The following is a 23,111-nucleotide window of genomic DNA, read 5'->3' as shown; positions in this document are numbered from 1 at the left end:
CTTGTGTGAGGCCCGATACCGGATGAGACCAGACCCGTCACACAACGAGAATCCGGAGAACGACGACATGACGACCGACACCGCACAGACGCCCGACATCGACGAGCTGCGCCAGGAGATCGATCGCCTCGACGCGACCATCCTGGACGCCGTCAAGCGGCGCACCGAGGTCTCGCAGATGATCGGCAAGGCCCGGATGGCCTCCGGCGGCACCCGCCTGGTGCACAGCCGCGAGATGAAGGTCATCGAGCGCTACAGCGTGCTCGGCGCCGAGGGCAAGAACCTCGCGATGCTGCTGCTGCGCCTGGGCCGCGGCCGCCTCGGCCACTGAGTTCCTGCGATTTCGGCGTGGTTGTCGTCGCTGAGCGTCGATAAGCACGCCGAAATCACCTGGATTTGACGGCGTCGACCAGCCAGGGCGTCAGCCACTCGACCGCTTCGGGCGTGGGGTGCACGCCGTCGCTGCGCACCCGCAGGCCGTCGACCTTGGTCTGGTAGTAGCCGTTGGGGCTGAGCTTGCGGTTCAGGTCGAGCACCGAGACGTTGCGCCGTGGCTCGACGACGCTGCGCAGCAACGCGTTCCACGCGTCCACCCGCTTCGGCTGGTCCTCGGGGTAGAGGCTGCCGTCGGCCTTCTCCGCGCGCCGGTTGTAGGGCTCGGTCGTGACGACGATGCGGGCGCCCGTCGAGCCAAGGATGTCCAGCGCACGGGTCAGCTCACCCCGCAGGTACGCGTCGTACCCCGGCTCCCCGATGTGCGTCCACCGGCCCTCGTTCATCCGGTCGACCACCTCCCAGCGCCCGACGATCAGCAGCACCACGTCGGGCTTCTCGTAACCGATCCGCTGGGCCCAGCGCGCCGGCCAGGAGTCGCACTCCGGCTTCTGCGGCAGATCCTGCCCGACGTAGGTGTAGGGCCCGCCGCGGGCGATGCCGCAGCCGATCGTGGTGAAGTCGGCGAACTCCACGCCCGGCGTGGCCGGCAGGTACCGCATCATCGTCCACGCGATCGAATCCCCGAACACGGCCACCCGGACGTCGCCGGGGGCGCGCTGCCGCGCGGGGCGGGTGACCGCGACGGGCACCTCGGGCCCGATCAACGCCGCGGAGTCGATCAGCGGACCCGGGCCGGGCTTGGGGAACGGCACGCCGGCGGGCAGCACGGTCGTCGTCACCACCGCCGCCGTGGCAGCCGTCGCCGCCGCCAGCCGCAACATCGGCACCGACGTCGGCCGCCAGTCCCGAATCGGCTGCTCGATCAGCCACCACGACACCGCGGCCACCGCGACCGTCGCCGCGCACCGCAGCGCGAACAGCTTCCATCCCTCCGAGCCGGTGCGTTCGCCGTTGAGCACCAGGAAGATCGGCCAGTGCCACAGGTACACGCCGTAGGAGATCGCGCCGAGACCCACCAGCGGACCCGTCGACAGCATGCGCGCGACGGGACCGGTCTGGTCGAGCGCGACCGGCGCGATCACCAGGACGGCGGCCAGCGCGACGACGATCAGCAGCCCGCCGCGGAATTCCGCGGCCGAACCCGTCGCGAGATGCGCCGCCGTGGCGAGCACCACCAGCCCGAGCACCGGCGCCAGCCACGCCAGCCAGCGGGCCCACCGGGAGCGCAGCGTCACCAGACCGGCGGTCATGGCGCGCCAGTCGCGCACCAGCAGCGCCGCGGCCGCCGCGCCCACCAGCAGCGCCTGCACCCGGGTGTCGGTGCCGAAGTACACCCGGTTGAGCGAGTCGTCGGAGGACAGCAGGATCGCCGCGGCCGCCGAACCCAGCGCACCGAGCGCCGCGAGCGTGAACACCACCGCGCGGACCATCCGCGTCGACACCGGCACACCCCGGCGGTAGGCCAGCGCGGCCAGGCCGGCGAGCACCGCGGCGAGCAGCAACGGCCACAGCAGGTAGTACTGCTCCTCGACACCGAGTGACCAGGTGTGCTGCAGCGGCGACGGCGGTGCGCCCTGAGAGAAGTAGTCGGTCCGCGCAGCGACGAACGCCCAGTTCGACATCCAGAAGAACGTCGCGACGGCCTCGTCGCGCAGGCCCGCAGTCGACTCGGGGGCGAACAGGTCGCGGACGGCCACCACGGCCAGGACCATCACGACGAGCGCGGGCAGCAGCCGGCGCGCCCGCCGGACCCAGAACCCTTTGAGCCCGATCCGGCCGGTGCGCGCGGTCTCGTCGAGCAGCAGTGAGGTGATCAGGAACCCGCTGAGCACGAAGAAGACGTCGACTCCGAGGAATCCTCCGGGCAGCCCCGGGATCCCGCCGTGGTCGGCGAGCACCAGCGCGACGGCGATCGCGCGCACTCCGTCGAGCGCCGGAATGGCTTGTCCCGGCCCGACATAACGGCGTGGGCCCACCCGGATCGGCGCAGCACTCACGGCTGTCACGTCCTGCGGCCCTCCTTGCTGTCGAGCAAGGAAGCTTATGTACTGCCCGCCGCCGGATCGGGAAGGCGCGCGCTACTTCGTCAGGGCAATGTATTTCGTGTCGAGGTACTCGTCGATGCCCTCGGTGCCGCCCTCGCGACCGAAGCCGGATTCCTTGATCCCGCCGAACGGTGCGGCCGCGTCGGAGATCACGCCGCGGTTGACGCCGACCATGCCGGACTCGATGCCCTCGGCGACCCGCAGCGCCCGGTCCAGCGACTGCGTGTACACGTAGGCGGCGAGCCCGTACTCGGTGTCGTTGGCCGCGGCAACGCCCTCGTTCTCGGTGTCGAAACCGGCGATCGGCGCGACGGGACCGAACACCTCCTCCTTGAGGATCCGCGCGTCGGCGGGGACGTCGGTGAGCACGGTGGCGGGATAGAAGTTGCCGGGGCCGCCGGGGGCGACGCCGCCGACTGCGACGGTCGCGCCGCGCGACACCGCGTCGGAGACCAGGTCCTCGACGGTGGCGACCTGCTTGGCGTTGATCAACGGCCCCAGCGTGGACGACGGGTCGAGGCCCTTGCCGAGGGTGAACTCGCTCATCCGCTTGACCAGCTTCTCGGTGAACTCCTCGCGGACGGCGTTGGCGACGTGGAACCGGTTGGCCGCGGTGCACGCCTCACCGCCGTTGCGCATCTTGGCCAGCACGGCGCCCTCGACCGCCGCGTCGACGTCCGCGTCGTCGAACACGATGAACGGCGCGTTGCCGCCGAGCTCCATCGATGTCCGCAGCAGCTTGTCGGCCGACTGCTTGACCAGGGCCTTGCCCACCCCGGTGGAGCCGGTGAAGGTCAGCTTGCGCAGCCGGCCGTCGTTGATCAGCGCCTCGGTCACGCCGCCGGGGTTGCTGGTCGGCAGGATCGAGAGCACACCCTTGGGCAGGCCGGCCTCGTCCATGAGCTTGGCCAGCAGCAGCATCGTCAGCGGCGTCTCCTGGGCGGGCTTGACGATCATCGTGCAGCCTGCCGCGAAGGCCGGGCCCATCTTGCGGGTGCCCATCGCCAGCGGGAAGTTCCACGGCGTGATCGCGTAGCAGGGCCCGACGGCCTGCTTGGTCACCAGGATGCGGCCGGTGCCCGCCGGGCTGGGGGTGTAGCGGCCGTCGATGCGGACCGCCTCCTCGGCGAACCAGCGGAAGAACTCGGCGCCGTAGGTCACCTCGCCCTTGCTCTCGGCGACGACCTTGCCCATCTCGAGCGTCATCAGCGCCGCGATGTCGTCGGCCTTGTCGGTGATGGTCTCGAACACCGAGCGCAGGATCTCCCCGCGCTTACGCGGTGCGGTGCCGGCCCATTCGGCCTGCACGGCGCAGGCGGCGTCGAGCGCAGCGCGCGCGTCGTCGGCGGTGGCATCGGCCACCGACGTGATCACCTGGTCGTCGCTGGGGTCGAGCACGTCGAACGTCGACGACCCCTTCCGCTCCTCTCCGCCGATCCACAGACCGGTGGGCACAGACTTCAACAGGGTGGCGGTATCCATACCCCACGTCTTACACCCTCGGTCAAGTTGGCCGCACTAGGGTTCTTTCCATGGGTTCCGACATCACGGCCACACCGGCCTGGCAGGCACTGTCCCGGCACCACGAGGAGATCGGCGACACCGATCTTCGCGCGCTCTTCGCGCAGGACCCCGACCGCGGGACGGAGCTGGCGCTGACCGTCGGCGACCTCTACATCGACTACAGCAAGCATCGCGTCACCCGCGAGACGCTGACCCTGCTGCTCGACCTGGCGCGGGCGGCGGGACTGCCCGAGCGACGCGACGCCATGTTCTCCGGTGAGCACATCAACACCTCGGAGGACCGCGCGGTGCTGCACACCGCGCTGCGGCTGCCCCGCGCCGCGACGTTGAGCGTCGACGGCCAGGACGTCGTCACCGACGTGCACGAGGTGCTGGACCGGATGGGTGATTTCACCGATCGGCTGCGCAGCGGCGAGTGGCGCGGCGCGACGGGCGAGCGCATCACGACGGTGGTGAACATCGGCATCGGCGGCTCCGACCTCGGGCCGGTGATGGTGTACCAGGCGCTGCGCCACTACGCCGACGCGGGCGTCTCGGCGCGCTTCGTGTCCAACGTCGACCCCGCGGATCTCGTCGCCAAGCTCGACGGACTCGACCCTGCCGCAACACTTTTCGTCGTCGCATCGAAGACGTTCTCGACGCTGGAGACATTGACCAACGCGACCGCGGCCCGGCGCTGGCTGGTTGACGGACTGGGAGACAGTGCCGGACAGGAGGCGGTGAGCAAACACTTCGTGGCGGTGTCGACGAATGCGAAGCTGGTCGACGACTTCGGCATCGACACCGAGAACATGTTCGGCTTCTGGGACTGGGTGGGCGGGCGCTACTCCGTGGACTCGGCCATCGGGCTCGCGGTCATGGCCGCGATCGGCAAGGAGCGCTTCGCCGAGTTCCTCGCGGGCTTCCATCTGGTCGACGAGCACTTCCGCACCGCCCCGCTGGAGGCCAACGCCCCAGTGCTGCTGGGCATGATAGGGCTCTGGTACAACAACTTCTTCGGCGCGGAAACCCGTGCCGTACTGCCCTATTCGAACGACCTGTCGCGGTTCGCGGCCTATCTGCAGCAGCTGACGATGGAGTCCAACGGGAAGTCGGTGCGCGCCGACGGCACCCCGGTGGCGTCGGGCACCGGTGAGATCTTCTGGGGCGAACCGGGCACCAACGGCCAGCACGCTTTCTATCAGCTGCTGCATCAGGGCACCCGGCTCATCCCGGCGGACTTCATCGGGTTCAGCGAGCCGACCGACGACCTGCCGACGGCCGACGGCACCGGCAGCATGCACGACCTGTTGATGAGCAACTTCTTCGCGCAGACGCAGGTGCTGGCGTTCGGCAAGACCGCCGACGAGATCGCCGAGGAGGGGACGCCGGCAGACGTGGTGCCGCACAAGGTGATGCCGGGCAACCGGCCCAGCACGTCGATCCTGGCGACCAAGTTGACCCCGTCGGTGGTGGGCCAGCTGATCGCGCTCTACGAGCACCAGGTGTTCACCGAGGGCGTCGTCTGGGGCATCGACTCCTTCGACCAGTGGGGTGTCGAGCTGGGTAAGACGCAGGCCAAGGCGCTGCTGCCGGTGCTCACCGACGACGGCTCACCGGCCGAGCAGTCGGACTCGTCGACCGACGCGCTGGTCCGCCGTTACCGAGCCGAACGGGGCCGCTCGGCGTGATTTCGGCGTGGTTGTCGTCGCTGGGCGACGACCAACACGCCGAAATCACTCACCAGACGCGGACGTAGTCGATCAGCATGTCCGCGGGGTAGGTGCCGCCCCGCGGGTCGCCGCCGCCGGACCCGGCCACGGCGAGGTCCATGATCGGGAACAGCGTGTACCCCGGCTCGTTGAACTGCCAGTCCGGCAGCGCATGCGCCGGGACGTCGAAGTACGGCGCCGCGCCGTCGGTGTAATCCCTCCAGAACCGCATGCCGGCGTCATCCCACTGCACCCGCCAGGTGTGCCAGGCGCTGTCGACGGTGATGGTCTGGCTGACGTGCTCGCCGCCGTTGAGCTTGGCGTGCACGGCCGTTCCCGGCGCCCACGAGCCGTTGCCGTACCACTCCATGATGTCGACCTCGCCGCCGTTGACCGGGCTGTTGTTGGCCAGGTACCACGCCGGCCAGCACCCCGGGGTCAGGCAGTTGAGCTTGATGCGGGCTTCCCAGTTGTGTCCGATGCCGCCCCGGAACGTGCCGAACACCTTGCCGCTGTAGTACGTGTCGCCGTCCTTGGCCGCGTGGAAGACGAGGTTGGACTTGCCGTCGAGGTAGACGTTGCGACGGTCGTCGCGGTATTGGCCGACGTTGCCGGGCAGTTCCCAGTACGTCGGGTCCTCCATCGACTCCCGCGCGGTGGCGATCTCCCACTTCGAGCGGTCGGGAGCCGACCCTGCCGGGCCGTCGAAGTGGTCCTCGAACAGGTATTTTCCGGCCGGCGGGGGCGCGGCGGGGGGCGGGCCAGGCCAGGGTGTGGCCTGTGCCGGGGTGCTGGGGAGGGCCGCTCCGAGCAGTCCGATCCCGGTCATCACCATCATGCTGCGCCGATCGATGTTGGGCATCGGTACATGAAAGCATCCGCCGCTGTGGGCGGCTCGGTCAGGCGAAGCGCTTGGTGAATCTGGGCGGCAGCACCTTCATGAGTTCGACCAGCGGCCACCACGGCCAGGCAGGCACGACGGCGCGGCCCTTCTCCTTCTCGATCGCGTCCACCATGGCCTTGACGCCGGTCTCGTTGTCGACCATCAGCATGGTGGTGTTCGACTTCGCGGTCATCTCGGATTCGATGTAGCCGGGCTCGAGCACGGTGATCTTGATCGGGCCGGACGGGTACTCGGCACGCAGCGACTCGCCCAGCGACGTCACACCCGCCTTGCTGGCCGCGTAGGCGGCCTTGTGACCGGGCACGCCGACGTTGCCGAGCACCGACGACACCAGGACCAGGTGGCCCCGGCCTGCCGCCTTGAACATCTCCATCGCGGTCTCGATCTGCACCAGTGCGGCAACCAGATTCGTCTCGATCGTGGCCTTGTTGGCCCACAGCTTGCCGCCACCGAGCGGATAGCCCTTGCCGATGCCGGCGTTGACGATCACGCAGTCCAGTCCCCCGAGCTCGTCGGAGAGCTCGGCGAACACCTTGGGCACCTGCTCGTGGTCGTTGACGTCGAGCGCGGCCACCGCGACCGTGATCCCCGGGTGACGCGCGACCAGCTCGGCCTTGAGCTCGTCGAGGTTGTCGACCCGGCGGGCGCACAGCGCCAGGTCGCGACCCCTGGCGGCGAACTGGCGGGCCATGCCCGCCCCGAGTCCCGAACTGGCGCCGGTGATGAGGATCTTCTGCCGAGTCACCCGGGCAGGATAACCGAGTTAGACAACTCGGCCGAAATCAGTCAGCTCACCCCGCCCAAACCAACGTTTGGGCGCGAAAAGGCGCCCAATTCGCGCCCAAACGTTGGTTTGGGCGAGGGTGGGGCGCTACTTGAGAAGCTTGGACAGCCGACGGTCGGCCAGCACCTTGCCGCCGGTCTGACACGTCGGGCAGTACTGGAAGGACTTGTCGGCGAACGACACCTCGCGCACGGTGTCGCCGCACACCGGGCACGGCAGGCCGGTGCGGGCGTGCACCCGCAGACCCGAGCGCTTCTCCCCCTTGAGCGTGGCGGCCTGCTGACCGACCGACCGCGTGACGGCATCGGTCAGCACGTCGGTCATCGCGGCGTGCAAGGCGGCGAGCTGCGCGTTGGTCAGTTTGTTGGCCGTCGCGAACGGGGACAACTTGGCCACGTGCAGGATCTCGTCGCTGTAGGCGTTGCCGATCCCCGCGATCACCTTCTGGTCGGTGATGACGGTCTTGATGCGCCCGGAGTTGCCCCGCAACGCGTCGGCCAGCCCGTCGGCGGTCAGGGACAGCGCGTCCGGGCCCAGCGACGCGATCTGCGGGACGGCCATCGGATCGGTCACCAGCCACACCGCCAGCCGCTTCTGGGTGCCGGCCTCGGTGAGGTCGAAGCCCACCGGAGCCTCACCGGGCGTGCCGAGGTGCACGCGCAGGGCGATGGGCCCCTTGCCCGGCTTGAGCGGGGTCGCGGCGAGTTTGTCCGACCAGCGCAACCACCCCGCGCGGGACAGGTGCGTGATCAGGTGCAGGTCGCCGGCCTGCAAGCCCAGGTACTTGCCCCACCGGTTCGCCCCGGTGACCTCCCGACCGTGCAGTGCCGTCAGCGGCGGGTCGAACGTCTTGAGCACCGAGAGCGCGGCCACGTCGACGCGGCCGACGGTTCGGCCGACCGCGTGCCGGCGCAGATGATCGGCCAGGGCTTCCACCTCGGGCAGTTCGGGCATACCTCTCAGTCTGCCCTGACGATCAGCGAGAGCAGCCAACTCACGACACTCAGCACGATCGCGGCCCAGATCGCCGTCCACCAGAAGTCGTCGATGAACAGGCCCCAGTGGGTGGTGTGCTCGGTGATCCACGACGTGATCCACAGCATGAGCGCGTTGATCACGATGTGGAACAGCCCGAGCGTGAGGATGTAGAGCGGGATCGAGATGAGCTGCACGACGGGCTTGATGACGGCGTTGACCAGCCCGAATATCACCGCCACCACGAAGATGATCCCGACCCGCGCCGCGGTGGAGTCGCCGCCGACGAAGGCGATGCCGGGGACGATCAGCGTCACGACCCACAGCGCCACCCCGGTGAGCGCGGCGCGCAGCAGAAACGGCGTCACGCGTTTCATCATGCCCCGCACTCCCGCGATCCGACCAGTACCGCAAGTATGCGGTACCGAGGGTATTGACATGTTGCGGCACGGCTCCCTACCGTCGAGGGCACCACGACGAAGGGACGCTCGCGATGTCCGCTCCAGCCACCTCCCATACCGCCGCCCCGACGCGCGACGCATTCGCCGACCGCCTGCTCAAGGGATCGGTCAAGAAGTCCTTCGCACCCGTCGTCGACATCGACTGGGATGCGCCCCTGGATCCCGACAAGTTCTTCCTGCCGCCCAAGACGGTGTCGCTGTACGGAACGCCGTTGTGGGACAGCATGACCCGGCAACAGCAGATCGAGCTGTCGCGCCAGGAACTGGCCAACACCCTGTCGGCGGGCATCTGGTTCGAGAACATCCTCAACCAGGCGCTGCTGCGCAAGATGATGCATCAGGACCCCACCGCCCGCGCCACGCACTACGAGCTGACCGAACTCGGTGACGAAACCCGTCACATGGTGATGTTCGGCAAGGCGATCGATCGGATCGGTGCAAAGCCGGTGCGGCCCAAGCGCTATCAGCGCATCATCATCAACGCGCTGCCGTTCGCCTTTCAGGGCTCCCTGCTGTGGGTGGCCGCGCTGGTCGGCGAGGAGATCTTCGACTCGCTGCAGCGGCAGATGATGGACGACCCGGAACTCCAGCCACTCGTGCAACGACTGATGCGCATCCACGTCACCGAGGAAGCCCGTCACATCCAGTTCGCCCGCGACGGGCTGCGCAAGCGCACCCCTCACATGGGACGGCTGTCGAGACTGTGGGCGGCCAACATCCACGGCGCCGGGGGCCTGTTCTTCCGGCATCTGTTCACCAACCGCGTCCAGTACGCGCGCGTGGGCCTCGACGCGCGGCAGGCCCGGCGCATCGCGCGCAGCAGTGCGCACCGCCACGAGGTTCAGGTGTCGGGCTTCGCTCCGCTCGCGGCGTTCCTCACCGAGGTCGGCTTGATGGGTCCGATCGCCCGGCGGGTCTGGAAGCGCAGCGGCTTCCTGTGACCGAGACGGTGATGTACGTCAGCGGTGCGGTGGACGCCCAGTTCGACGAGCAGGTCCACACCTGGACCGTCGGCGGGCGCTCGGCGCGGGTACTGATCTCGACCGACGGCACGCTGCCCGCCTCGGCCCCGCCGTCGGCCGGCACGCTCGAGCCCTACCTCGGGGTCGCCGTGCACGGCGTCCCCAACTACTTCCTGCTCACCGGCCCGGACACTGCCGCGCAGAAGAGCTACATCGCCAAGTGCCTGCAGCACCTGAGCCGTACCGACGGCTCACGGATCGAGGTTCGCGCGGGCACCCAGCGCATGTTCAACGACCGGCGACGACGCCCGGGCCACCGCAGTGGCCGCTACTGGCGCGCCGTGGGGGCGAAGATCCCGTCGGCGTTCGACGTGCAGTCCGCGATCGAGGACGACGCCGAGATCTACGACGGGCCGGCCACCGTCACCGTCGATGGGCGCGACCACGCGGCCCGGGTTCGGCTGACCGGCCGGATGGAGCCGATCGACGGTCGATACCACTGGCGCGGCACGGTTTTCGCCGACCTACCCGCCGTGTTGCTGCCCCACGAGGTGCACGTGGCGGTGGGCGATCGCGCGGCGCGCGCTCGACTGACCGAGCGAACACCGCAGGCGGGGTACAGCGTGGCGGGCACCGGATCGCCGCCGTTCGCCCTGGCCGAGACGCACGTCGACGTTCCACTCCTGTAAGACCATCGCCGCCCCGCCGGACTGGAACACGTTCTAGTATTCGGTCACCGACGAGCAGGAGGCGATGTGCGGTTCACCTTTGCAGAGGCGATGACCGACCCGACGTACTACATACCTCTGGCGAAGGCCGCGGAGGCGGCCGGTTACCACGCGATGACCATCCCGGACAGCGTCGCCTACCCGTTCGAATCCGACTCGACCTATCCGTACACACCGGACGGCAGCCGCGAGTTCCTCGACGGCAAGGCCTTCATCGAATCCTTCGTGCTGACCGCTGCGCTGTGCGCCGTGACGACGACGCTGCACTTCAACCACTTCGTGCTGAAGCTGCCGATCCGGCCGCCGGCCCTGGTGGCCAAGCAGGCGGGCTCGCTGGCCGCGCTGTTCGACAACCGGTTGGGCCTCGGCGTCGGCACCAGCCCGTGGCCGGAGGACTACGAGCTGCTGAACGTGCCGTTCGCCCGGCGCGGCAAGCGGATGGACGAGTGCATCGACATCATCAAGGGCCTCACCACCGGGGAGTACTTCGAATACCACGGCGAGTTCTACGACATCCCCAAGACCAAGATGACGCCCGCGCCGAGCCGGCCGATCCCGATCCTCATCGGCGGGCACGCCGACGCCGCGCTGCGCCGCGCCGCGCGCAACGACGGCTGGATGCACGGGGGCGGCGATCCCGAAGAGCTCGACGCGCTGCTGGCCAAGCTGTCCCGGTTCCGCGAGGAACAGGGCACCTCCGACGACCCGGATTACCAAATCCATGTGATCTCGATCGATGCCTACACCCCCGACGGCATCAAGCGCCTGGAGGACAAGGGCGTCACCGACGTCATCGTCGGGTTCCGGATCCCGTACATCACCGGACCGGACACCGAACCGCTGGACACCAAGGTCCGCAACCTGGAGATGTTCGCCGAGAACGTGATCGCGAAGGTATGACGTTGCCGTCAGCGTCTGTCCTGCATGTTCACGCCGCAAACTGGGTAATGTTCGGCCGATGACACGCGGCGTGTATGACGTTCCGGATGCGTTCGACGCGGGCGCCGGCGCCTACGACGGCCTGGTCGGCGCAAACCCGGGATACAACGAGCATCTCCGGCTGTCGGCGGAGCGCATGCAGATCCCCGACCAGGGCCGGGGCCTGCGACTGCTCGACATCGGCTGTGGCACCGGTCTCTCGACCGCGGCCCTGCTGCAGGTCGCGCCGCAGGCCGAGATCATCGGCGTCGACGGATCGGCGGGGATGCTGGCGCAGGCCCGGGCGAAGCAGTGGCCGGAGTCGGTGCGCTTCGTCCACAGCCGCGCCGAGGGACTCGCCGAGGCCGGGGTGAGCGGGCCCTTCGACGGCATCCTCGCCGCATACCTGGTGCGCAATCTGCCCGACCCCGACCCGGTGCTGCAGGCGCTGCGGGCACTGTTGCGGCCGGGCGGCGTCTTCGCGGCCCACGAGTACTCCGTACGGGATTCGCGGCTCGCCGGGGTGATCTGGAACGCCGTGTGCGCGGCGATCATCATTCCGGCCGGGCGGCTGCGCTCCGGGGACGCCGGCCTCTACCGGTACCTGCGCACCAGCGTCAACAGGTTCGACGGTGCTGAGGAGTTCCGGAATCGACTGCAACGCAACGGCTTCGTCGATGTGCACAGCCTGACGGTGCCGGGATGGCAGCGCAACATCGTGCACACGTTCCTCGGGCACGCTCCGCACTGACCATCGTCACCCCGTGGCCGGCGCCCCGGCCACACCTCGAGCCAGGACGTCGTCGAGCACCATCATGGCCGTCCCGATGACACCGGCACGGTCGCCCAGGTGCGAAGGCACGATCTGCAGACTTCGGGTGGCCAGCGCGGTGGCGTTGCCGTACAACGTCTCCCGCAACCCGGCGACGAAGATGTCGTAGGCGCCTGCGACGTCACCTGCCACCACCAGCGCTGCGGGGTTGAGCAGATTGACCGCGCCTGCCAGCACCTCGCCGACATGCCGCCCACTTTCACGAATAAGCCTGCGCGCCAGCGGATCTCCGCCGTGCGCCAGCTCGACGACCTCACGCAGACTGCGTACCGACCTACCCTCGTCGTTCAGTGCACGCACCAGCGCCCAGCCACCGGCGACCGCCTCCAGGCAGCCGACGTCACCGCACCGGCACGGCAGCGCGCCGGCGGCCGCCGTCTTGTCGTGCCCGAACTCCCCTGCCGCCCCGAGCGCCCCACGCTGCAACGCACCGCCGGCCACGATGCCGGCCCCAAGACCCGTAGACGCCTTGATCACCAGGACGTCGTCCAGCGCGCGGCCGGCGCCGGCACGCCACTCCGCGAGGGCGAACGCATTCGCGTCGTTCTCCAGTACCACCGGCGCCCCGCCGAGCGCAGCGAAGTAGGGCGCGAGAGGCACACCGTCCCATCCGGTCAACACCGGCGAATCGAGACTGCAGCCACGCTGCGGATCCACGGTGCCGGGCAGGCTGATCCCGATGCCGAAAATCCGCTTGCCGCGGTGACCGGACTCGTCGAGCAGCGCCGCGAGCCTGGCGGCCACCGTCGGCATGAGGTCGCCGGGACCGAAGCCGGGCTCCTCGTCGATGTCGGCGGCGGCGCGGATCTCACCGGCGAGGTCGCACACCGCGAGCCGCGCGCGACTACCGCCGATCGCAGCGGTCAGCACGATACCGGCCTCGGCATTGAACGACACGAGCGTGGCGGGCCGCCCGCCCGACGACGCCGCCTGCTCCTGCTCGACCACCAGCCCGCGCGCCGTGAGTTCCCTCACCCGCGCCGCCACCGCGGTCCGTGACATTCCTGTGAGCGCCCCGATCTCGGCGCGGCTGATCGCGCGCTTGTCCCTGATGAGGGCATACAGGTCATCCACAGCGATGACCGGGGCGGTACGCAACCGGGTCATCCGATCAGCGTAACCCGGCAGACTTCTGAACTGAAAGTACAAAAGTCACGTTGAGAAGTACCGAATACGCACCTATCGTGATCAGGGTGAGAGAGCCGAGATCGTTGTTGGACGTCGCTCCGGTGATGCCCGTGATCAGCATGCGCAGCGGTGGGGGTCCGCGCGCTGCCGTACGCGCCGCCGGCGCCATCGCCGAGGCAGGGCTGCCGCTGGTGCAGATCGCCCTCGACGCACCGGCCGCATGGGAGGCGATAGAGCGCATCCGGTCGGAGGCGCCGCACATCGTCGTCGGGGCAGGCGCCCTGACCGACGCCGAGCAGCCTGCGCTCGCCCGCGCCGCGGGCGCGGAATTTTTGGCCGCGACCACCGCGGACCCCGCGTTGAGGGCCGCGATGCGCGCCACCGAGCTGCCCCACCTGCCGAGTGTCGCCACCGTGCTCGACGCCATCGAGGTGCACGGCGAGGGCTACACCGACATGGTGCTGCATCCGGCGGCTGCCCTCGGCGGACTGCGCCACCTCCAGGCGCTGGCCGCCTTCGCTCCCGGTGCCCGCTTCGCGGCCGCCGGCGGTCTCACCCCCGCCGACCTGTCCGGATACCTCGCCGCGCCCAACGTCGGGTGCGTGATCGCCGACTGGCTGGTGCCCCGCGATGCAGTGCGGCGTCGCGACTGGGACCGGATCAGACGCCTCGCCGCGGTGTCCCTCACGTTGAGTACGCCGACCGTTCGATTGGAGCGCGCACTGTGACCGTCGTGCAGGAACGTCCCGTCGGCCCGGTGGCCGTTGTCGCACCCGATCCGGTGGTGCGGTGGCTCGCCGTGGTGGCGCTCGCCCTCGGCGGCTTCGGCATCGGCACCACCGAATTCGTCTCCATGGGCCTGTTGCCCGACATCGCGACGAGCTTCGGCATCTCCGAGCCGAGCGCCGGCCACATCATCTCGGCCTACGCGCTGGGCGTTGTGGTGGGCGCCCCGGCCATCGCCGCGCTGACGGCACGGATGGCGCGGCGCAAGCTCCTGCTCGGGCTCATCGCGGTGTTCACCCTCGGCAACCTCGCCAGCATGCTGGCACCCTCCTACGAGACGCTGATCATGGCCCGCTTCGCCGCGGGGCTGCCGCACGGCGCGTTCTTCGGCGTGGCCGCACTCGCGGCCGCCCATCTGATGGGGCCGCAGAACCGGGCCAAGGCGGTCGCGCACGTGATGTCCGGGTTGACCATTGCGACGGTGCTCGGCGTGCCGATGGCCTCGTGGCTGGGCCAATCTCTGGGCTGGCGGGCGGCTTTCGGCCTCGTTGTCGGCATCGGTGCGGTCACGCTGACCGCGCTGTGGTGCTGGCTTCCCGTCCAGTTGACGACGATGCAGTCCACGAGTCCGCTGACCGAGTTGGGCGCTCTGCGCCGCACTCAGGTGTGGCTGGCGCTGCTCGTCGGCATGATCGGCTTCGGCGGCATGTTCGCCGTCTACACCTACATCGCGACGACGATGACCGACGTCGCGTGCCTGCCCCGGCCCTTGATCCCGTTGGCGCTCATGGTGTTCGGCCTCGGAATGTTCTTCGGAAACCTCGCCGGCGGCCGCCTGGCCGACCGTTCGGTGCTGCGGGCGCTGTACCTGTCCCTCGGCGCGCTCGCCGTGGCGCTGACGCTGTTCGTCGCGGCGGCGCACAATCCGTGGACCGCCTCGCTCGTCCTCTTCGTCGTCGGGGCGTCGGGCTCGGCGGTGGGGCCGGCGTTGCAGACGCGGCTGATGGATGTCGCGCACGGAGCGCAGACACTCGCCGCGGCCCTGAACCATTCGGCGCTGAACATCGGCAATGCGACCGGCGCGTGGGTGGGCGGTCTGGTGATCGCCGCGGGCCTGGGCTACACGGCGCCTGCCGCGGCCGGGGCCGTTCTCGCTGTCGCCGGCATCGCGGTGCTGACGGTGTCGGCGCTGCTGCAGCGAAGGTCGCGCGGTTAACACGAACGCCGTTCGGGCATTCAGCGCCCATGGCATTCAAACTCACGTACAGCGACGGGCAGGAATCCACGCACGACGATGACACCGTCTGGGAGCTCGACGACGGTGTCCTCAAGTTGGGCCGCGAGAAAGGCAAGTGGTCGGTGCTGCTCTCGCCGAGCCACTGGGCGGTGCTCGAGCTCGGCGGCGCGTCGTCGGACAAGGACACCGACAAGGACACCGACAAGGATTCCGACGAGGATTCCGATCGGTCCGACGACGACCAGAAGGATGACAAGGGCAAGGACCGGGACAAGGACGAGAGGGACGAGAAGGACGACGACAAGGACTGACGCGCTCAGGACAGCGCGACGCCCAATTCGTCGGCGAAGACCTTGATCATGTGCTGAACGGCGATTTCGTTGCGGCCGATGATCATATGGTCGTGCTGGCCGTGGCGCACGCCCTGTCCGCACTGCGGCAGCATCGCGAAGTCCTCGTCGCGGACCGCGGCGTGCACCCCGTCGTAGACGGCGTCGTACGCAGCACGCATCTCGTCGTTATGGGCGGGGACGCGGGCCATCCAACTGTGCCTGACGGTGCAGCGGGTCGGTTCGCCGACGGGCAGGATGTCGATGATCTCCACGCCCACAGGGCTGTTGGCGAGGATCAGGTTGGGATAGATCCAATAGATCACCCCCATGTTCGCCGATGGATCCCGCGGGGCGGCGGTATCGCCCTCGAGGTTCATGATCCACGTGAACGGGAAGCCGATGCGGTGGTGCCTGCCGTACTCGTCGTAGATCGCGGTGTCGGCAAGGGTGTTCTGACCGATCAGGCTCTGCCCGTGCACGAACGGAAAGTGGTAGCCCTCGGCGAAAGCCTCCAGCGCCCCCTTCCACGAGACGTCGGACTGGAATTCCCGCTCGGCGTGGAAGCCGTAGGACGGGTAGTCCCACCGTGCGAGTTCGGCGCCGACGGGGCCGAGGTGCGCGTCGACGTCGATCGCCGCGTCAGCGGTCAGCACCGCCCAGATGAACCCGTGCTTCTCCAGCGACGGTAGTTCGACCAGTCCGTAGTCCTTCCGGTTCATCGAGTCGAAGCCCGCCCTGCCCGGCACCATGAACAGCTCACCGGTGTTCCTGTACGTCCATGCGTGGTACGGGCAGACGAAGCGCGACGCATTGCCCGCACCGCAGGCGGGCATGGCACCTCGGTGGCGGCAATAGTTCAACAGAACGCGACTGGTGCCCGCGCCGTCGCGGGTGACCAACAGTGAGGTCCCGAGCACCGACCGGACGACGAAGTCGTTCGGTTGCGGCAGTTGCGCCGACGGCACGATGGCCAGCGGGACGCGTCGCAGGATCTGCGATTCCTCCACGTCGGTGATCTTCGGATCCCGGTAGTAGTGCAGTGGCACGCGAAGTTCACGGTCGGCCATGTCGGTGGTGCCGTCGAGTGCATGCCTGAGCGCCCGCTCGGTCAGAGAGTCGTCGTCGCAGGGCGCGGGAAGGCCGGGGAGGAAGGTCATGACTTCTGACCATACAACTCAAACTGAATGTATTGTCAAGATCCGGACGGCGCCGTGCGACGATCGAGAGCATGCGCAGGCACGGGTGGTCGGGTGACATCCCGCGCGACGACGAGGAGGCCGCCGGCCGCATCCTGGATGCGGCTCGCCGGGCGATCGACGACGGCCAGCCCGTCACCATCTCGACCGTCGCGCAGTCCCTGGGCATCACCCGGCAGACGGTGTACCGCTACTTCCCCACCCAGGAGGCACTGCTGGCCGCGACGGCCCTGTCGTCGATCGACGCGTTCCTCGATCGACTCGCCCGGCAGCTCGGCGCCATCAGCGATCCGACCCAGGCCGTGGTCGAGGGAATCGCGTACACGCTCGAACAGCTCTCACACGACAGGTATCTGCGCCTGGTCGTGGAACCCGGCAAGGCGTCGGCCTTCACCGCGGGGGTGACGTCCGACGTGGCGATCGGCTTCGGCCGCTCCATCCTGCAGAGGTACGACATCGATTGGGCCGCAGAAGGTTTCGATGGCGACAAGCTGGACGGGCTCGTGGAGTTCATGCTCCGGACCCTGCAGTCGTTCATCGTCGATCCCGGCGGACCGGCGCGTCGGGGCGACGGGTTGCGCGCCTACCTGCGCGACTGGGTGGCCCCGGCGGTGCGTGCGCGTGCCGAGGCGCCGACCTCTTCGGGGCGCTGAACACGACATCGGCAGCCCGGGACCGTACGTCTCGGCGAGTCGCCGAGCCGGCCGTTCGAGCCGATGCCTATTCTCGGCGCATGACCTCCGAGCCCGTGGTGATCCACACCGACGGTGGGTGCCGCCCCAACCCCGGCCCGGGCGGCTGGGGCGCGGTGCTGCGTCATCGCGAGCACGTCCGCGAGATGTGCGGTGGCGAACCGGGCCAGACGAGCAACAACCGGATGGAGCTGACGGCGCCGATCATGGCGCTCGAGGCGCTCACCCGGCCGATGTCGGTGCATCTCTTCACCGACAGCACCTACGTCCGTAACGGCATCACCAAGTGGGTGGTCGGCTGGGAACGCAACGGCTGGATGACCGCGGCCAAGCAGCCGGTGAAGAACGTCGATTTGTGGCAGCGGCTGCAGCTCGCCTGTGCGCGGCACCGGGTCGAGTGGTTCTGGGTGAAGGGACACTCGGGCGTCGGGGACAACGAACTGGCGGACGTGCTGGCGACCCGCGGCATGCAGGCCGCGCTGGGCGCCCTTGCCTGACATCGCCGCGTCAGTCGAGCGTCTGCAGGCGGTCCAGGATCGACCAGATCAGCTCGTCGTCGGTGGTGACCGGCAAGGGCACCGGGGTGTGTGGCCGGGGACGACGGCCCGACAGCACCCGCTTCTGCAGGTGTTCCAACCGTTCCAGGACGTCGTTGACCAACCCGCAGAAGTCCTGCAGGGGTTGGTTGACGAACCGGATGCAGTCGGCGAGCAGGGGCGCGTCGTCGTCGCGCAGCGCCTGCCGCCGGCAGTTCTCGGCGAGCTCGAGCAAACCCTGGTAGTAGCCGCCCAGGCGGCGACCTGCCCGCACGATGCCCGCAGCGTCGGCGGTCGTCTCGTCCTCCGGCGCCCCGAACACCGCCAGGAACGTCGCGGAACGCAGGAACGCATCCGCCTCCCTGACGATCTCGTCGACGGCGCGCACGTGGTGTGCGACGAAGGCCGCGGCCTCGACGCGGGTCTTCAACCGGCCCGTCGGCGGGCCGATCGGGGCGCCGAGAACCTGGTTCACCTTGCGTCCCTCGAGCACCGCCCACTGCTGGAAGAGCACCGACGCGAAAGCGGCCCACGGCCAGCAGGGCGGTTTCTGGTGCAGCATCCGCTCGAGCAGTTCAGGCGTGGCCACGACGTCGGCCACCGAACCGGTGTCTCCCATACCCCCGAAACTAGGCGCGGGCACCGACAGCCGTGGATCGGAGCATTGCCGTGAGCGTGGGCGTCGAGTCGTTGCACATCGCAGATCCCGCGGAGGCGTGGGCGCGGGCCGGTTTCAGCGTCGATCCCGATGGCGGCCCAGACGTCGACGTCTGCCGGGTCGGCGGCGTGCGCGTCCGGCTGGTCGGCCGCACTCGCGGCACCGGCATCATCGGGTGGGCCCTACGCGGCCTGCCCTCCGAAAGCCGGCTGCACGACGTCGACGGGATACCGACGGCGATCTCGCAGGCGGACGCGCCCGCGCCCGCAGCGCATCCGAACGGTGTCATCGCGATCGATCACGTCGTCGTGCTGTCCCCCGACCTTCACCGCACGGTCGGGGCACTGGTATCGCTCGGCGTGGAGCCGCGCCGGGAACGTGACACCGAACTCGGCGGACGACCGATCCGCCAGATCTTCTTCCGCTTCGCCGAGGTGGTGATCGAGGTCGTCGGAACGCCGGGAACCGCGGGCACAGGTCCCGCGACGCTGTGGGGCATCACCTACGTCGTCGCCGACATCGACGCCACCGCCGCGTTGCTCGGTCAGCGCACCACGCCGGTCAAGCAGGCAGTGCAGCCGGGCCGCCGCATCACGACGCTGCGCCACCACGACTTCGGGATGTCGGTTCGGACGGCGATGATCTCGCCGGAACCCGGTCGCTGACTTCCGCCGGCTCCGGACGGCGTGCGGCTACCGTCGACAGGGTGACGGTGCCGGGTTCGCGCAACGCTCGGGTCCGCATCGCGGCGGCGGTGCTGCTCACGGTCGCCGCTGTGCCGTCCTGCCGACCGGCAGCGCCGCCGCCGGCGGTGAGCAGTACGTCGACCCCCGCCGCGACCCTGCCGAGCCCACCGTCGGCCACCTCACCACCGCCGGTGGCTCCCACCCCCGAACTCGCGCCGATTGCCGAACTCGTCACCGACGCGATCGCCGCGCACCGGCTGCCCGGTGCGGTCGTCCAGATCGGGCACGGCGGAAAGATCGTGTTCCGCACGGCCTTCGGTGATCGCAAGCTCGCCGGCGAACCAGGACTGAACGGATCACCGGCAGCTGCTGAGCCGATGACCGAGGACACGATGTTCGACCTGGCGTCGCTGACGAAGAGCATCGCGACGGCGCCGGCCGTCATGCAGCTGTCCGAACAGGGCCGCATCGGACTCGACGATCCTGTGCAGACCTACCTCCCGGATTTCAATCCCCATGACGACCCCCGCCGGGCAAGCGTGACACTGCGCATGTTGCTGACTCACACGTCGGGCATCGCCGGGGATCTGAGCCTGGACGGGCCGTGGGGACTGGACCGGGCCGACAAGGCCGACGGCATGCGCCGTGCGCTGGGCGCGTGGGTGGTGTTCGAGCCGGGGCAGCTGTTCCACTACTCCGACATCAACTTCATTCTTCTGGGCGCGATCGTCGAGAAGCTCATGGGTCAGTCGGTGGACGTGTACGCCAGGGACAACATCTTCACCCCCCTGGGCATGCGGGACACCCGCTACCTCCCCGCCGCCAAAGCCTGTGGCCCGCACACCATTCGGGGTACCGCCGTGGTCATCGACCCGAATGCACCCACGGCGCGCGAGTGTCCGGCGGGCACGTGGAGCACCGATCTGCTGACCCGCATCGCACCCACCGCCCACGACGGCGACACCCCGGGCCTCAACCCGGACCACGGCTACCTGCTTCGCGGCACCGTCCACGACCCGACGGCACGGCGGATGGGTGGCGCGACTGGCAGCGCCGGCGTGTTCTCCACGGTGGGTGACGTCGGCCTCTACGCGCAGGCCCTGCTCGATCGGCTCGCCGGCCGCCCGAGTGGTTTTCCCCTGACACAGCCCGCCGCCGAGCTGATGACGACCCCGCAGCAGCCCGGACACCACCCGGGCCAGATCGAGGCGGCGAACGTGAAAGATGCTCTGGATCTGAGCTATCCGGCGATAGCGGGGCAGGATCTGCGCGGCTTCGGCTGGGATATCGACACGGCCCACTCCCGCCCGCGGGGCACGGTCTTTCCGGTGGGGAGCTTCGGCCACACCGGCTTCACCGGGACGTCGCTGTGGCTGGATCCAGGGTCGAACACGTATGTGATCGTGCTGTCCAATGTGATCCATCAACCCGGTGGCCCGCCGATCGTCGCACTGAGCGGCGACATCGCCACCACGGCGGCCCGCGCCCTGCACCTCTACGGCAGCTAGTCGCAACCGTCGCCGCCCCCGCAGCGGGGTCACATGGGGGCTAGCACTACCGGCTGGGTCGGGGCAGCGTCATTGTGAGCTCAGCTCCTTCGCAGACAAGCTTGACGCCACGCAGCGAATCTTCTACGACAGGAGTGATTGATGGAGAACGCAGTTCGCGAGGATCTGGTCCTCTCCCACGCGGTGGTCACCGCCGATGTCACGGCGAAGTTCGACGATGTCGATATCGCCCAGTGGTTGAAGACCCTCCCGACACACGAGTATCAGCGCTGCGCGCCAGGCGATCACAAGGCCGCCGGCTACACCGTGGATGACGACGGGACGCCGATGTCCATCAACATCGAGATGATCGGCACGGGCCTGGTGATTCAGCAGTACCGGTTCGAGGTGGCAGAGCCGCACTACTGCAAGATGGTGTCGCTGTCGGACGTTCTCACACCCTCGGGGTGGACGACCACGCAGGTCATCTGGGAACTGCGGATGGAGCGACTGGGCGGCGACCGCTGCCGCTACACCAACACGGTGACATCCCACCCCACCGAGGGCTTCTTGCAGTTCATCGCCGAGCACGGACAGGCATTCGCCGAGGCCGCGCACGCTCGCCAAGACGCGTCGGGACGGCATTGCCGGATCGAAACACCCAGGTATGCGCAGAGCATCGCACGCTGGGCTACGGCACGCTCCGCCCTGACCGCATGACTGGCGCCCCGGCGGAGAGAACGGAACTGTGATGACCTCAGCAGTGTTGTTCGACCACCCTGGCCCTCCCGAGGTGCTGCGGTGGCGCTCAGTGGATCGGGTGCGTCCCCGCCCGCAGGAGGTGGTGATCACGGTGTCGGCCGCCGGCGTCAACAACGCCGACCTCATGCAGCGCCGGGGCCACTATCCCGTGCCGGCCGGGGCGCCGCGCCCGTTGGGTTTGGAGTGCTCGGGCACGATCACCGACGTCGGAGCCGACGTCACCATCTGGTCGGTGGGCGACAAGGTCTGCGCGCTGCTCGACGGCGGCGGCTACGCCGACGAGGTCGCCGTGCCCGCCACGCAAGTCATGCGAATTCCTACCGGCCTCAACGACATCGAGGCGGCCGCCGTTCCCGAGGTCGCCGCCACCGTCTACTCCAACCTGGCCATGGTCGCCCGACTCACCCGCGGTCAGACCGTCCTGATCCACGGCGCCGGGGGTGGCATCGGCACCTTCGCGATCCAATGGGCCTCCGCGATAGGAGCACGTGTGATCACCACTGCCGGCAGCGCGACGAAGACGCGTGCGGGCCTCGACATGGGGGCAGACGTCGCGATCAACTATCGCTGCGAGGACTTCGTCGCCGCGACATCGGCCGCGACGAGCGGCCGTGGAGTCGACGCCATCCTGGATGTGGTCGGTTCGGATTATCTGCACGCAACATCGAGTGCCTTGCACCTGATGGGCACCTCGTGATCATCGGCGGCAGCACGGCACCGGCGCCGCTGGACCTCGGATTGCTGATGTCCAAGCGCGCCAGTGTCACGGCGACGATGCTCCGAGCGCGGCCAGCTCATCAGAAGGCCGAGATCATCGCAGGGGTGACGCGAGACGTCCTGCCTCTCTTCGAAAGCGGCGCCATCCACGTCGTGGTCGACACTGTTCTCCCCATCGAAGAAGCCGCGCGCGCCCACCGACTGATGGAGTCCAGGGGCACCGTCGGCAAAGTCATCCTCGACAACAGCTAAGCCGGAGGGTCCAGAGACTCGGCAATCCGATCGAGCAGTCGGGTCAGCTGACGTTGTTCCTCGGTTGTGAGGCAGCTGAAGATCTCCCCCGCGACGACGACGTAGTCGCGGAGCCAGTTTCGCGCTTGCGCCTCGCCCTCGGGCGTGGTCGTCAGGCGTATTGCGCGGCGGTCGTTGTCGTCGACGCCGCGGGCGACCAGTCCGTCGCGGACGAGCGCCTCCACCAGAGTCGACGCAGTGCCCTGGCTGATTCCGACCTCCCGGGCGAGATCCGCGAGCCGGACCGGTTGCATCCGGGCCACTTCGGCGAGCAATTTGGATCTAGGAGTCGAGACGCCGTGCTCCCCCAGGCGGTCGTCGAAGGCCCGCACAACCGATTTGCCTGCGCGTCCGAACGCATCGGCCAGGCGCCCCGCGCGCTGCGCCGATGCACCTGACGCAGCGCGCCCACCCATCGCCTCTTTCACGTTGACGGCATACTA

General features: G+C 68.9%; 24 protein-coding genes and 1 pseudogene. 15 read left to right on the top strand and 10 right to left on the bottom strand.

What is annotated here, in order from left to right:
* Nucleotides 1-22 precede the first annotated feature (22 nt).
* The gene (locus G6N45_RS09855) at nt 23-331 is read left to right on the top strand and encodes a chorismate mutase (RefSeq protein ID WP_170312433.1); all 309 of its coding nucleotides are present in this window, start codon (nt 23-25) and stop codon (nt 329-331) included.
* A gap of 55 nt (nt 332-386) precedes the next feature.
* Here the strand turns inward: G6N45_RS09855 and G6N45_RS09850 are convergent, their stop codons facing one another.
* Both G6N45_RS09850 and G6N45_RS09845 read right to left on the bottom strand, forming a co-directional pair.
* On the bottom strand, nt 387-2,402 hold the full coding sequence (locus G6N45_RS09850; RefSeq protein WP_179965306.1) for an acyltransferase family protein: 2,016 nt from the start codon (nt 2,400-2,402) through the stop codon (nt 387-389).
* Nucleotides 2,403-2,474: 72 nt separating this feature from the next.
* Nucleotides 2,475-3,923, bottom strand: coding sequence for an NAD-dependent succinate-semialdehyde dehydrogenase (locus tag G6N45_RS09845; protein ID WP_163721917.1), 1,449 nt, complete (start codon nt 3,921-3,923; stop codon nt 2,475-2,477).
* 50 nt (nt 3,924-3,973) lie between these two features.
* Between G6N45_RS09845 and pgi the strand changes: the two genes are divergently transcribed.
* Nucleotides 3,974-5,635 carry a glucose-6-phosphate isomerase gene (pgi, locus tag G6N45_RS09840; protein ID WP_163721916.1) on the top strand — a complete coding sequence of 554 codons (1,662 nt, stop codon included), beginning with the start codon at nt 3,974-3,976 and terminating at the stop codon, nt 5,633-5,635.
* A 49-nt stretch (nt 5,636-5,684) separates the two neighbouring features.
* On the opposite strand, the gene G6N45_RS09835 is transcribed toward pgi, so the two are convergent.
* The 4 genes from G6N45_RS09835 to G6N45_RS09820 form a co-directional block, all read right to left on the bottom strand.
* Nucleotides 5,685-6,518: a glycoside hydrolase family 16 protein gene (locus tag G6N45_RS09835; RefSeq protein WP_057148473.1), complete on the bottom strand. Its 834-nt coding sequence runs from the start codon at nt 6,516-6,518 to the stop codon at nt 5,685-5,687.
* Between the two features lie 37 nt (nt 6,519-6,555).
* Entirely contained in the window at nt 6,556-7,305 is a 750-nt protein-coding gene (locus G6N45_RS09830) for an SDR family oxidoreductase (protein WP_163721915.1), read from the bottom strand.
* Between the two features lie 126 nt (nt 7,306-7,431).
* Nucleotides 7,432-8,298 (bottom strand): Fpg/Nei family DNA glycosylase, encoded by an 867-nt coding sequence (locus G6N45_RS09825; protein WP_163721914.1) that lies wholly within the window; start codon nt 8,296-8,298, stop codon nt 7,432-7,434.
* A gap of 5 nt (nt 8,299-8,303) precedes the next feature.
* Nucleotides 8,304-8,687: a phage holin family protein gene (locus tag G6N45_RS09820; protein WP_163721913.1), complete on the bottom strand. Its 384-nt coding sequence runs from the start codon at nt 8,685-8,687 to the stop codon at nt 8,304-8,306.
* Between the two features lie 125 nt (nt 8,688-8,812).
* On the opposite strand from G6N45_RS09820, the gene G6N45_RS09815 reads away from it, so the two are divergent.
* From G6N45_RS09815 to G6N45_RS09800, 4 genes are all read left to right on the top strand, one after another.
* Nucleotides 8,813-9,721 carry an AurF N-oxygenase family protein gene (locus G6N45_RS09815; RefSeq protein WP_163721912.1) on the top strand — a complete coding sequence of 303 codons (909 nt, stop codon included), beginning with the start codon at nt 8,813-8,815 and terminating at the stop codon, nt 9,719-9,721.
* Nucleotides 9,718-10,431: a DUF4873 domain-containing protein gene (locus tag G6N45_RS09810; protein ID WP_163721911.1), complete on the top strand. Its 714-nt coding sequence runs from the start codon at nt 9,718-9,720 to the stop codon at nt 10,429-10,431. Before G6N45_RS09815 ends, G6N45_RS09810 begins: the two co-directional genes overlap by 4 nt.
* Nucleotides 10,432-10,497: 66 nt before the next feature.
* Complete coding sequence (locus tag G6N45_RS09805; RefSeq protein ID WP_163721910.1) at nt 10,498-11,370, top strand: LLM class flavin-dependent oxidoreductase; 873 nt, start codon at nt 10,498-10,500, stop codon at nt 11,368-11,370.
* A 58-nt stretch (nt 11,371-11,428) separates the two neighbouring features.
* Nucleotides 11,429-12,139 (top strand): class I SAM-dependent DNA methyltransferase, encoded by a 711-nt coding sequence (locus tag G6N45_RS09800; RefSeq protein ID WP_163721909.1) that lies wholly within the window; start codon nt 11,429-11,431, stop codon nt 12,137-12,139.
* 6 nt (nt 12,140-12,145) lie between these two features.
* On the opposite strand, the gene G6N45_RS09795 is transcribed toward G6N45_RS09800, so the two are convergent.
* Nucleotides 12,146-13,327: an ROK family transcriptional regulator gene (locus G6N45_RS09795; RefSeq protein ID WP_163721908.1), complete on the bottom strand. Its 1,182-nt coding sequence runs from the start codon at nt 13,325-13,327 to the stop codon at nt 12,146-12,148.
* A gap of 86 nt (nt 13,328-13,413) precedes the next feature.
* Between G6N45_RS09795 and G6N45_RS09790 the strand changes: the two genes are divergently transcribed.
* Genes G6N45_RS09790 through G6N45_RS09780 form a run of 3 tightly spaced genes read left to right on the top strand, consistent with a single transcriptional unit; the run spans nt 13,414 to nt 15,622 of the window.
* On the top strand, nt 13,414-14,076 hold the full coding sequence (locus tag G6N45_RS09790; RefSeq protein WP_246228934.1) for a ketohydroxyglutarate aldolase: 663 nt from the start codon (nt 13,414-13,416) through the stop codon (nt 14,074-14,076).
* Nucleotides 14,077-14,081: 5 nt separating this feature from the next.
* Nucleotides 14,082-15,290, top strand: a complete 1,209-nt coding sequence (locus G6N45_RS09785) for an MFS transporter (protein ID WP_407664314.1) — start codon at nt 14,082-14,084, stop codon at nt 15,288-15,290.
* A 29-nt stretch (nt 15,291-15,319) separates the two neighbouring features.
* Complete coding sequence (locus G6N45_RS09780) at nt 15,320-15,622, top strand: hypothetical protein (protein WP_163721905.1); 303 nt, start codon at nt 15,320-15,322, stop codon at nt 15,620-15,622.
* 5 nt (nt 15,623-15,627) lie between these two features.
* Here the strand turns inward: G6N45_RS09780 and G6N45_RS09775 are convergent, their stop codons facing one another.
* The gene (locus G6N45_RS09775) at nt 15,628-16,800 is read right to left on the bottom strand and encodes an aromatic ring-hydroxylating oxygenase subunit alpha (protein ID WP_163721904.1); all 1,173 of its coding nucleotides are present in this window, start codon (nt 16,798-16,800) and stop codon (nt 15,628-15,630) included.
* A gap of 71 nt (nt 16,801-16,871) precedes the next feature.
* On the opposite strand from G6N45_RS09775, the gene G6N45_RS09770 reads away from it, so the two are divergent.
* Nucleotides 16,872-17,492: a TetR/AcrR family transcriptional regulator gene (locus G6N45_RS09770; protein ID WP_163721903.1), complete on the top strand. Its 621-nt coding sequence runs from the start codon at nt 16,872-16,874 to the stop codon at nt 17,490-17,492.
* An 80-nt stretch (nt 17,493-17,572) separates the two neighbouring features.
* Nucleotides 17,573-18,028: a ribonuclease HI gene (rnhA, locus tag G6N45_RS09765; RefSeq protein ID WP_057148486.1), complete on the top strand. Its 456-nt coding sequence runs from the start codon at nt 17,573-17,575 to the stop codon at nt 18,026-18,028.
* Between the two features lie 10 nt (nt 18,029-18,038).
* Here rnhA and G6N45_RS09760 read toward each other — a convergent pair whose 3' ends face one another.
* Nucleotides 18,039-18,686: a hypothetical protein gene (locus G6N45_RS09760; RefSeq protein WP_163721902.1), complete on the bottom strand. Its 648-nt coding sequence runs from the start codon at nt 18,684-18,686 to the stop codon at nt 18,039-18,041.
* Nucleotides 18,687-18,736: 50 nt separating this feature from the next.
* Between G6N45_RS09760 and G6N45_RS09755 the strand changes: the two genes are divergently transcribed.
* The 4 genes and pseudogenes from G6N45_RS09755 (at nt 18,737) to G6N45_RS09740 (ending at nt 22,629) form a co-directional block, all read left to right on the top strand.
* Entirely contained in the window at nt 18,737-19,390 is a 654-nt protein-coding gene (locus G6N45_RS09755) for a VOC family protein (RefSeq protein WP_163721901.1), read from the top strand.
* Between the two features lie 41 nt (nt 19,391-19,431).
* A complete protein-coding gene (locus tag G6N45_RS09750) occupies nt 19,432-20,919 on the top strand; it encodes a serine hydrolase domain-containing protein (RefSeq protein ID WP_163721900.1) in 1,488 nt (495 codons plus the stop codon).
* Between the two features lie 141 nt (nt 20,920-21,060).
* A complete protein-coding gene (locus tag G6N45_RS09745; protein ID WP_163721899.1) occupies nt 21,061-21,618 on the top strand; it encodes a hypothetical protein in 558 nt (185 codons plus the stop codon).
* Between the two features lie 31 nt (nt 21,619-21,649).
* Nucleotides 21,650-22,629: pseudogene (locus tag G6N45_RS09740) on the top strand (NAD(P)H-quinone oxidoreductase).
* On the opposite strand, the gene G6N45_RS09735 reads toward G6N45_RS09740, so the two are convergent.
* On the bottom strand, nt 22,626-23,096 hold the full coding sequence (locus G6N45_RS09735) for a MarR family winged helix-turn-helix transcriptional regulator (protein ID WP_246228933.1): 471 nt from the start codon (nt 23,094-23,096) through the stop codon (nt 22,626-22,628). The pseudogene G6N45_RS09740 and the gene G6N45_RS09735 overlap by 4 nt on opposite strands.
* Between the last annotated feature and the right edge of the window lie 15 nt (nt 23,097-23,111).

This window comes from Mycolicibacterium psychrotolerans (assembly GCF_010729305.1).
Classification (GTDB): Bacteria; Actinomycetota; Actinomycetes; order Mycobacteriales; family Mycobacteriaceae; genus Mycobacterium; species Mycobacterium psychrotolerans.
Note: the sequence above shows the minus strand (reverse complement) of the source record. Positions and strands in the feature narration are given on the sequence as shown.